Genomic DNA, 10,619 nt, shown 5'->3' with positions numbered 1-10,619 from the left:
ACGCGCTGCTCGCCCGCACCCGCGGCATCGGCCAGGACTGGCGGGCGCCGAGGGGGTGGGCGGAGCAGGTGCATCCGGAGCGATCGGACCGGAAGCGACGGCGTCCGGAGCAACGGGAGCAGCGGACTGCTCCGCTCCGCTCCCCGACGCCGCCACCAGCCGCACGTCGTCCGCGACGGCCTCCGCCTCCTCCGGGCCGGCCGCCGCGTTCAGCGCCGCGGCCGCCGCCTCCGCTCGCGCCAGGGCCTCGGCGGCCTCCGCCTGCAGTCGGCGGGCGGCCTCCAGGGCCGCGCGCGCCTCGTCCCTCGCCGAGGCGAGCCCGTCGTCGTCACTCATGGGCTCAGCCTAGGTCGGCGGCGCCGGTCAGTCCTCGCGGACGTGCCAGGACTGTCCGTACCCGCCGTCGGCCTCGGGTCGGGCCATCAGCTCGAGGAACGGGTCGGCGCTGAACGCCTCCGGCCCGAGCACTCCGGCGCCGGTCCACACGCCGGTCGCGAGGAGCTCGAGCGCGACCACCGGGTTGAGCGCCGTCTGCCAGACCACGCACTGGGTGCCGTACTCGGCCATCGTCCACTCGTTGTCGCTCACGTGGTAGAGGTACACCTCGCGGCGGGCGCCGTCCTTCGTGCCCGAGACGAAGAGGCCGGCGCAGGTCCTGCCCGTCATCCGCGGGCCGATGCCGGCGGGGTCGGGCAGGGCTGCGGCGACGACGTCGCGCGGCGAGACCTCGACGGGACCGCCGGCCGAGCGGACCCGCAGGGGCTCGGTGCTGTCGAGGCCGAGGAGGTGGAGGGTGCGCAGGACGCCGATGAACTGCTCGCCGAGGCCGTACTTGAAGGTGACCTTCTTCGCATCGAGCCAGCGCGGCATCAGCAGCACCTCCTCGTGCTCGACGTTCACGCACTCGACCGGGCCGATGCCCTCGGGGAACTCGAACACCTCCGGCTCCGAGAAGGGGGCGGTGGTGTACCAGCCGCGGTCGCGCTCGAACACCACCGGCGGGTTCAAGCACTCCTCGATCGTGGTCCAGATGGAGAAGGACGGAGCGAAGATCTCGCGGCCGTCCGCGTCGTGCACGACGAGGTTCGCGCCGTCGCGCACTCCGAGCTCGTCGATCTCGTCGAAGAGGTGGTCGGAGGCGTAGCGGGCGAAGACGTCGGAGAGTCCCGGCTCCACGCCCATGCCCACCAGGGCGAGGCGGCCGCGGGAGGACCACTCCTCCGCCGCGGCGAACTGCTCGTCGCCGAGCTTGAGCCCCGTCAGCTCGTGGGGCTGCTCGGGGTGCGGGAGCGAGAGGCTCATCGCCATGTCGAGGTAGTCGGCCTCGGCGGCGAGCGCTCCGGCGAAGATCGTCGGGACGAAGCGCGGCTCGACAGCGTTCATCACGTGGGTCGCCCCGTGCGCGCGGGCGACGGTCTCGACGTTCTCGGCGTCGGAGGCGTCGATCCGCGCGGCGACGAAGCGGTCGTCGGCACCGTGCCGCTCCGCGATCCACGCGACCGTGCGCTCGGCCCGGGCGAGGTCGTAGTCGCAGACGATGATCTGCTCGAAGAAGGAGCGGCGCGCGGCGATCTTCGCGAAGGCGTCGCCGACGCCGCCGGCGCCGACCAGGAGGATTCTCATGGGGACACCGTAGCGACGGATCGCGTCGTCCACCATGCCGAGCACCGACGGAATCGGAGCGGAGCGCGCCTTCCGGCCACCGGATCCGTCACAGGGCGGCCCGCTCCCCCCGCTCGAGCAGGCGGAGGAAGCCGGAGAGGTGCCCGAGGCCGGTCAGCGAGGTCGGGAGCGAGGCGGCGAGCGCCGGCGAGTGCACCAGGTACGCCGCCCACTTCGCGCGCGAGACCGCGACGTTCAGGCGGTTGGGCAGGAGGAGGAACTCCATCCCGCGCGGGACGTCGGCCCCGGAGGACGCGGCGAGCGACACGATGGCGACCACCGCCTCCCTGCCCTGGAAGAGGTCGACCGTGCCGACCGGGGTCTCCTCGAGGCCCGCGGCGTCGAGGGCGGTGCGGAGGAGCCCGCCCTGAGCGTTGTAGGGCGCTACGACGATGACGTCGGCCGCGGTCAGCGTCCGCTCGCCGTGCTCGTCGGTCCAGGCGCGGCCGACGAGGGAGAGGGCGATCTCGACGACGCGCCTCGCCTCGTCCGGCGAGGAGGTGGTGTCGCCCGCGTGCTCGACCGGGACGGAGTGCACGCCCGGCTCGACCCCCTCGAGGTGGCGCACCTGCGGCGCCCGCGACTGCAGCGCGCCCTCGTAGGACAGCTCGGAGACGGCGTCGGAGAGCGCCGGGTGCATCCGGTGGGTCTGCGCGAGGAAGTAGCCGTACTCCGGCGGGAGGACGTCGTGCCCGTCGGCGAGCCAGCCGAGCGCCGACTCGTCGACCGGCTCCGGGTGCGCGCCCTGGCTCACCTGGGGCAGCTGCTGCGGGTCGCCGAGCAGGAGCAGGCGCTGGGCGGAGACGGCCGACGCGATCGTCGGGGCGAGCGAGAACTGACCGGCCTCGTCGACCACCAGGAGGTCGAGCGAGCGGCGCGGCACGGTGACCGGGTTCGCGAAGGTCCAGGCGGTGCCGCCGATGACGCAGCCGCCGCCCTCCTCGAGGACCGCGGTGAGTGCCGCCGCGTTCTTCACCGGCGCCCAGGGCGCCGCCTCGAGCGCCTCGGGCGATGTGCCGTTCTTGGGCACCTTCGCCACGCGGGAGGGATCGACGCCGCGGCCGACGACGGCGCTCAGCACGTTCTCGACCACCGAGTGCGACTGGCCGACCACGCCGATGCGCCAGCCGTGCTCGTTCACCAGCCGTGCGATCACGTGGGAGCCGACGTAGGTCTTGCCGGTGCCGGGCGGACCCTGCACGGCGAGGGTCGCCCGCTCGAGTCCGAGCAGAGTGGTGACGACCGCGCCGATCACGTCGTCGCCCTGCACCGGAGCGACGGCTCCCGGCGGCACGCGGCGGAGGACGTCGAGCGCCGGGTCGGCCAGCATCGCGGGCAGCGCGTCGAGGACCTCGCCGCCCCACTCAGCGATCGCCTCGGGCTGGGGCGCGGCGCGCGGCGGCGGCGCGGGGGCGAGGGCGACCGGAGCGTCGTCGTGCGGATCCTCCCCCGCCTTCAGGCCCTCCTTGAGGAGCAGGACGATCCGCTCGCCGTCGTCGTCGACCGCGAGGATCTCGGAGCGCTCGGAGGCGCCGCGCAGACCGGGACCGGGCGAGGGTGCACCAGGGGGCGCCGGGGCCTCGTAGACCAGGTACGGCGACGAGCCGGTGCCGAGCCGGCTGCCGGGAGCGAGCCGGCCGAGGATCCGCAGCTCGCGCGACTGCGTGCGGGCGCGCGGGAGCTTCGCCCAGTCGCGGACGACCTCGACCCGGTCGATCATCACGACGTCGCGGGTGTCCGCCCACTCGTCCAGCGGCTGCCGGAGGCGGTCGAAGTGCTCCTGCCAGAAGGTCTTGGCCTCGCGGCGGTGGTAGTCGATCGCCGCGCCGGCGAGGGCGAGCGCGGTCTGGTCGGCCGTGCGCTCGCGCGGCTCGATCCCCTCGACCTGCGCCAGCAGTGCGACCGCGACCGGGTGCGGCTCGCGGGGCACGGGGATCTCGACCTCGAGCAGCGGCGGCAGCTCCTCGCGCGGCGGAGCGAGCTCCAGGAGCCAGTCGCGCAGGCGGAGCGTGGAGCGGCAGTCGTAGGCGTTGTACTCGGCGACGAGGTCGAGCCCGCGCCGCCCCTCGACAGGATCGACCCTCTGTGCGGCGCGCGCCTCCACGTACATCTCGATGCTGTCGGCGGCGTTCGTGACGCCGGACGCGTCCCGCTCCTCCTCGCCCATGTAGAGCGGCTCCAGCTTCTTGAGCGAGTAGCTGCGCGAGCCCACGCGGAGCGCCCGCCGCACCACCGGGTACAGGTCGACCAGGACGCCGTCGCGCAGGAGCGCGTCGACCTCCTCCTCGCCGACCCCGTGGCGGAGCGCGAGCGAGAGCAGGTGGCTGCGCTCGTAGGAGGCGTAATGGTAGACGTGCATCCGGGGGTGCTCGGCCCTGCGCGCCCGCAGGAGCGCGAGGAAGTCGAGGAGCGCCCGGCGCTCGGCCGCGAGGTCGTGCGCCCAGAGCGCGGTGAAGCGCTCCTGGTCGTCGACCATGCCGAAGAGGTAGTCGAGGCCCCACTCGCGGTTGTCCTCGGTGTAGAGCGGGTCGCCCTCGAAGTCGAAGAAGAGGTCCCCCGGATCGGGGGCGGGCAGCCCGGCGAGCACGGAGGCGTCGATCACCTCGACGGCCGGCACCGGCGAGGACTCCGACCGCACCTGCAGCCGCGCCTGGGCGCGCAGGCCCTCGAGCGTGCCCGCGCTCAGCCCGGGGACGGGGCCGTCGTGCTCGGCGAGCGCGTCGAGGGTGAGGACGCCGGCCGCCGTGAGCTTCGCCCGCTGGTCGAGCCGCATCCCGGCGACGAGGATCGGATCGCGGTGCGCCTGGACCTCGGGCGCGCAGACGGAGCAGCGTCCGCAGGAGGGGTAGCGCGGATCGCCCCACTCCAGCGGCTCGTCGGCGGCGAGGCGCTCGTCGAGCACGACGCGGAGCCGGGCGCGCTGCACCCGCTGGACCGGGGCGACGACGGCCAGCTCGTGGCTGGTGACGGAGCCGTCGCCGAGCACGAGGTGCACCTGCTCCCCCACGCGGATGCCGCGCGCCTGCATCTGCTCGGCGTAGGCGGCGAGCTGCAGCAGCGCCGGGATCTTGGCGTGCCGGGCGAGCTTGGTGTCGTAGACCTCGTAGGCGCCGTCGGCGGTGCGGAGGAGGAAGTCCGAGAAGCCCAGGAACTCGCCGTCGAAGAAGGTGGCCTGGTAGAGCACGTCGACCCCGGCGCGCATCGCCTCGACGGCCGCCTCGGCCGCCTCGGGGTAGCCGGCGGGCTCGGGGCGCTCGAACTCGAGCACCTCGTGCGTGCGCTTCAGCTCGGCGAGGAAGCGGTGCTCGTGCTCGTCGCCGAGCACCGCGGTGCGCTCGAGCATCCCGTCCTTCTCGGCCTCGAGGCGCGGGGCGCGGCCGAGCAGGGCGTCGAACCGGCGAAGGACCGCCCACTCGCAGGCCGCCCAGTTCGACAGGTCGGTGGGGCTCGTGACCACGCGGCCGGACTCCAGGTACACGCGACTCCTTCCGCGACCACCGGGCGGCGATCGGCTCCAGGCTAGGGCGCCCCTCCGACACTCGTGCGGCTGCGGCCACCACCCGCACCGCTCCGGCTCCGCGTGGCAGGCTGGGCCGATGACCCGCGCGCGCTTCGAGATCATCCCGGCCGACGACATCGGCGAGCGCGCCGCGCGGGAGTTCCCGGACCCCTCCGCGGTGACGCTGACCGTGACCAGCCTGCCGAAGCACGGGACCGGGCGGACTGTGGACTGCGCGGTCGCCCTGGCGGGGCGCGGGTTTCGCGTGGTACCCCACCTGGCGGCGCGGAACGTCGAGGGCCGCGCCGCACTCGAGCGGGTCCTCGGCCGGATGGGCGAGGCGGGGATCGACGAGGCGTTCGTGATCTCGGGCGACGCGTCCTCGGCGGCCGGCACCTACTCCACGAGTCTCGAGCTCATCCGCGACGCCCGCGAGATCTCACCCGGGCTGGCCCTGGACATCGCAGGCTACCCCGAGGGCCACCCGCACCTCTCCGACGAGAGCATCGAGCGGCACCTGCGCGAGCGCGCTCCGTTCATCCGCTCGATCGTCACGCAGATGTGCTTCGACGTGGACGCGGTGGTCCGCTACGCCGATCGGCTCCGCGAGACGGGGATCACGGCCGATCTGTGGGCGGGCGTGCCGGGGCCGGTCGAGCGCTCGCGGCTGCTGACGCTGGGCGCGCGGATCGGAGTGGGCTCCTCGCTCGGCTTCCTGAAGCGGAGCACCTCGGTGGCCGGCGGGCTCCTCCGCGGACGCCGCTTCGACCCGTCCGCGTTCGTCGCGCGCCTGGAAGCGGCGGCGGGCGACCGCCTCGCGGGCCTGCACGTCTACACCTTCAACGAGCTCGACTCTCTCGCCGCCTTCGGCTGATCGGCGAGCCTCCGCGCTCCTCGGGCGCCGATATTGAGGGCCTCGAAACCCTCGCGCGGAGAGAACTGCGCCGGTCAGGTGGTGCGGCGGATCCAGATCGGCGGGTGCGGGAGCTCGGCCTCGGTGCGCAGGCGGCCGGCGAGCGGAGCCCAGACCACGAGCGCCACGCCGATCCCGAGCAGCAGGCCGCCGACGGTGTCGCTCAGCCAGTGGGCGCCGAGGTAGGTGCGGCTCGCCATCATCGCCACGGTGTAGAGGAAGCCGGCGATCCAGACCCACAGCAGCGGGAACACCAGGGCCAGCACCATCGCCGTCGTCGCCGCGTTGGCGGTATGGCCGGACGGGAAGGAGCCGTAGTCGCTGGTGACGAGCATGTCGGCCGGGCGGGCGCGTCCCACCAGCTCCTTGACGAGCTGGGTGGCGCCCACGCTGACCAGCGCGGCGATCGCGTAGTAGAGCGCGGCCCACCGCCTGCGGAACACCAGCAGCACGGCGACGATGCCGAGCGGGATGAGCGTCGTGCCGACGAGCCCCGCTCCGACCGTGTTCATGACGAGGGCCGGGATGTCCCAGACCGGCGAGCGGTGCTCGACGATCTCGTCCATCCACTCCACGTCGAAGCGGAAGGCCGAGGTGGGGCGGAAGGCGATCAGCACGGCGAGGAGCACCGTGAGCAGGATCGCGAGCGACGCGGAGATCAGCGGCCAGCGGCGGGAGACCCGGTGGGCCGCCTCCTTCGTCAGCAGCCGGGCGGCGACGTCGTCGGACGGCACCTGCTCGCGCATCCGCGCACGCTGGACGGCGTCGGGGCGCGCGATTCCGGGCTCGGTCGACAGGCGGTCGTCGCGGTGATCCATCCGGACATGATGCCGTCACACGGCGTTCCCCCGCTGGGGGTTGCGGGGTGGCTCGGCCGACCGGTCGGAAGACCGGCGTCCGCGCGGCGGGGTTCATGACAGGGTTCGAGCGGCCTTGCGGATCCCCGGCCTTCCCCCGCAGGGGTCTCGCGGCGCGGCTCAGCCGGCCGCGCGGGCCAGGCGGGCGGCGCGGAGGGCGTCGAGCCGGGTCGGCTCGGAGGAGCGGGCGAGGAGCCGCGCGGCGACGGCGCTCACGCGGGAGTCGTCCGAGGCGGAGGCCCGTTCGAGGGCGGCGGCCGCGTCGGGACCGGTGATCGAGCCGAGCGCCATCACGGCCGAGACCGCGAGCGCGGAGTCGTCGCTGCCGGCGGCCCCGTCCAGCGCGTCGACGGCAGGACGCGCGTCGTCGCCCAGGTAGCCGAGTGCGGCAGCGGCGTGACGCCGGACCGGCGCGGACCCCTCGCGGAGGGCCTGCTCCAGACCGGGGACGGCCGCGGCGCCGAAGGAGGCGAGGACGTCGGTGAGCACGTTCTGCGCCTCCGCGTCGTCGTCGCCGAGCAGGCCCAGCAGGACCGGCAGCGCGCGCTCGTCGCCGAGGCGGCCCAGCGCGAAGCGGGCCTTCGCGGCGACGGCGGGCTCGGAGTCGGCGGCCAGCGGGGCGATGTCGTCGAGCGTCGCCGGGTCGAGGATCTTGCTGAGCACGTGCAGCGCCTGCGTGCGCACTCGGGGCTCGCGGCCGAGCGCCTCGCGGGCGACGGGGACGGCGGCGGAGCCGAGGCGGCCGAGCGACCAGGTGAGCACGTCGCGGACGAAGAAGTCCGGCTCCTCCCACAGGTGCGCGGCGAGGGGCTCGGCGGTGGCGGGCTCGGCGAGCTCGCCCAGGGTCATCGCCGCACGGAGGCGGACGTCGCGGTCGGGGTCGGAGAGCTCGGCGAGCAGGGCGGAGGAGTCGCGGGAGGACATGGGAGGGGACTGTAGCAGCGGCGCTCGGGAGCGGATCCAGCGAGGGCCCGAACACCCGGGAGGAGCTGCAGGAGCGGGGCGTGCCGGACCGCCGGGACCCGGAGCCGAGCGCTCAGTCCTGCAGCGCCGGGACGCTCCTCGGCCGGACGATCAGCCAGAGCGCCAGGATCGACACGGTCGCCGTCGCCATCATCACCAGGGCCATCGGCACGGCCGAGCCGGCGCCGAAGACCCCTGAGATCGGCGACAGCAGTCCGGCGGTGCCGAAGTTGACCGCTCCGAGCAGCGAGGCGGCCGTCCCCGCCTCCCGGCCGTGGTTGACCAGGCCGAGGACCTGCACGCACGGGAAGCTGAAGCCGCAGGACGCGATGAAGAACCACAGCGGGACGAGCGTGCCCCAGAGCCCCAGCCCGAGCACGTCGAAGAGGGCGATCAGGCCGGCGGAGGTGAACAGCGTCAGCGTCGTGATCGCGAGGATCCACTGCGGCCCGATCCTCCGGCTGAGGTAGGAGGACGCCTGCACGCCGAGGACGACGCCGAGCGAGTTCACGGCGAAGAGCAGCCCGTACTGCTGCGCGTCGAATCCGTAGAGGCCCTGGAACAGGAACGAGGAGCTGGAGAGGTAGGTGAACAGGCCGGCGAAGGTCATGCCCCCGATCACCGCCACTCCGAGGAACACGCGGTCGCTGAGGACGGCCCGGTAGCGCTGCACGAGCGAGCGGTGCTCGCGCTCGTGTCGGGCGGCGCGGGGCCGGGTCTCGACGACGAGCAGGCCGACGGCCGCGACGACCAGCACGCCGTAGGCGGCGAGGAAGACGAAGATCCCGCGCCAGTCCATGATCAGCAGCAGCTGCGAGCCGATGACCGGCGCGAGCACGGGCGCGAGGCCCGCCACCAGGGCGAGCCGGGACAGCATCCGCACCAGCGGGCGTCCGCCGAAGAGGTCGCGGACCATCGCCATCGCGACCACGCCGCCCGCCGCCGCGCCGGCCCCCATCAGGAAGCGGAAGACGCCGAGGGTGACGATCTCGGGGGCGAGCGCCGCGCCGACGCAGGCCCGCACGTGCAGCGAGGTGGCCAGGAGGATCGGCAGGCGCCGGCCGACCGCGTCGCTCCAGGGGCCCACGATCAGCTGGCCGAGCGCGAAGCCGAGGGTCGTGCCGGTGAGGGTCAGCTGGACCGCCGCCTCCGACACGTTCAGCTCGCTCTGCAGCGCGGGGAACGCCGGCAGGTAGAGGTCGATCGTGAACGGCCCGAGGGCGGTCAGCGAGCCGAGGACGATCACGTAGACGAGGCGCTGGCGGGCCGTCAGGGCGTCGCCCGGGTGGCGGTGCACGGGGAGAGAGCCGGTCGGAGTCGAGGCGGGAGTGGACACGGAGTGCCTTCCTGCGCAGGGCGCAGCGGGGTGGGAGGGAGGGGTGCGGCCGGTGTCGTCCTCGGCGCGGGAGCGGACCTCGTCGGCTCCACGCCGCTCGGTCGAATCAATTCGATCACGTGTCGGACAGCGGCGCCACCCCTCGGCCCGCCGTCGGGTCAGACCGGGTGGAGCGGAGTGCCGAGCGGGTCGGCGAGCAGGCGCTCGAAGGCGAGCTCGGCTGCGCCCAGCATGAGCAGATCGGCGCCGAGCTCGGTCCGAACGATGCGCACGGAGTCGAGCGCGACCCGGAAGGGGCCGCCGCGGCCCAGGCGCTCCTCCAGGAATCCCGGCGCGACTCCGATCAGCGCCCCGAGGAAGCCGCCCAGCACCACGAGCTGCGGGTTGAACACGTTGATCACGTTGCGCAGGGCGACCGCGAGGTGCCCGAGCTGGCGCTCGACCTCGCCGCGGACGGCCGGGTCCTCGGAGGCGGCGAGCGCCTCCTCCAGCCGCTCGCTCTCGTCGAGGCCGAGCACGGTGAGCAGCTCGGCGCGGCCGACCTCGGTCTCGAGGCAGCCGACGGCGCCGCAGTGGCAGTCGATGCCCGCGCTGTTGACGAGGGTGTGGCCGATCTCCCCCGCGTAGCCGTCGATGCCGTGCAGAGGCGCGCCGCCGACGATGACGCCGGCGCCCACTCCGCTCGCGCCTCCGTTGAGGTAGACGAGGTGCGAGACGTCGCGGCCGGCGCCGAGGACGCTCTCGGCGAGCGCACCGAGGTTGGCGTCGTTCGCCGAGAGGACGGGCAGGCCGGTCGCGTCCGCGAGCATGCGGGAGAAGGGCTCGTCGTCCCAGCCGAGGTGCGGGCCGACCCGGACGAGGCCGTCGGCGTCGCGGACGAGGCCGGGCACGGCGACGCCGATGCCGACGGTCCGCGTCTCCTCGGGCAGCTCGGCGAGCAGCTCGGCGACCGCCTCGGCCGCCAGACGCGCGGCGGCCTCGGCGGTGGGGACGGAGGCGGAGCGGCGGATGCGGCGGCGGACGACGGCGTCGACGCCGACCACGGCGACCGTGACGGCGTCGATCTCGGGGTTCACGGCGAGCGCGACGACTCCGGGATCGGCCTCGACGACGGGGCTCGGCCGGCCGACCTGGTTCGGCGTGGCGGGCTCGCGCTCGCGCACGATGCCGAGCTCCACCAGCTCGCCGACCAGCGCCGCGATCGTGGAGCGGTTGAGGCCGGTCAGGCGGGTCAGCTGCGAGCGGGAGCGGGGGCCGCCGCGGTGCACGAGGCGGAGGATCGCCGAGAGGTTGTGCCGCCTGACGCGGTCGAGGTTGTTGCCGCGCGTCGCGTGGTCGGGCATCCGCGGTCTCCTCTGCTTGCGGGGGTCAGCCTAGCCGGGGGCGGGG

7 protein-coding genes and 1 pseudogene are annotated in these 10,619 nt (G+C 74.3%); 1 reads left to right on the top strand and 7 read right to left on the bottom strand.

The window, feature by feature from the left end; all coding sequences use genetic code 11:
- The 3 genes and pseudogenes from C5B93_RS17550 to C5B93_RS16585 form a co-directional block, all read right to left on the bottom strand.
- Positions 1-336 (bottom strand): annotated as a pseudogene (locus C5B93_RS17550) (hypothetical protein); the annotation flags it as partial.
- A gap of 27 nt (positions 337-363) precedes the next feature.
- Positions 364-1,623 carry a saccharopine dehydrogenase family protein gene (locus tag C5B93_RS16590; RefSeq protein ID WP_104256687.1) on the bottom strand — a complete coding sequence of 420 codons (1,260 nt, stop codon included), beginning with the start codon at positions 1,621-1,623 and terminating at the stop codon, positions 364-366.
- Positions 1,624-1,711: 88 nt separating this feature from the next.
- On the bottom strand, positions 1,712-5,140 hold the full coding sequence (locus C5B93_RS16585) for a bifunctional RecB family nuclease/DEAD/DEAH box helicase (RefSeq protein WP_104292982.1): 3,429 nt from the start codon (positions 5,138-5,140) through the stop codon (positions 1,712-1,714).
- A 118-nt stretch (positions 5,141-5,258) separates the two neighbouring features.
- Here C5B93_RS16585 and C5B93_RS16580 point away from each other — a divergent pair, with 118 nt between their 5' ends.
- Positions 5,259-6,035, top strand: coding sequence for a methylenetetrahydrofolate reductase (locus C5B93_RS16580; RefSeq protein ID WP_104292981.1), 777 nt, complete (start codon positions 5,259-5,261; stop codon positions 6,033-6,035).
- A 74-nt stretch (positions 6,036-6,109) separates the two neighbouring features.
- Here the strand turns inward: C5B93_RS16580 and C5B93_RS16575 are convergent, their stop codons facing one another.
- The 4 genes from C5B93_RS16575 to C5B93_RS16560 form a co-directional block, all read right to left on the bottom strand.
- Entirely contained in the window at positions 6,110-6,892 is a 783-nt protein-coding gene (locus C5B93_RS16575; protein WP_244229597.1) for a phosphatase PAP2 family protein, read from the bottom strand.
- Positions 6,893-7,051: 159 nt separating this feature from the next.
- Positions 7,052-7,855 (bottom strand): HEAT repeat domain-containing protein, encoded by an 804-nt coding sequence (locus C5B93_RS16570; protein ID WP_104234526.1) that lies wholly within the window; start codon positions 7,853-7,855, stop codon positions 7,052-7,054.
- A gap of 112 nt (positions 7,856-7,967) precedes the next feature.
- Positions 7,968-9,230: a multidrug effflux MFS transporter gene (locus tag C5B93_RS16565; RefSeq protein WP_104292980.1), complete on the bottom strand. Its 1,263-nt coding sequence runs from the start codon at positions 9,228-9,230 to the stop codon at positions 7,968-7,970.
- A 158-nt stretch (positions 9,231-9,388) separates the two neighbouring features.
- Positions 9,389-10,573 carry an ROK family transcriptional regulator gene (locus C5B93_RS16560; RefSeq protein ID WP_104292979.1) on the bottom strand — a complete coding sequence of 395 codons (1,185 nt, stop codon included), beginning with the start codon at positions 10,571-10,573 and terminating at the stop codon, positions 9,389-9,391.
- Positions 10,574-10,619 lie beyond the last annotated feature (46 nt).

This window comes from Rathayibacter sp. AY1A2 (assembly GCF_002930935.1).
Lineage (GTDB): Bacteria > Actinomycetota > Actinomycetes > Actinomycetales > Microbacteriaceae > Rathayibacter.
This window is presented reverse-complemented; position numbering and strand designations above follow the sequence as displayed.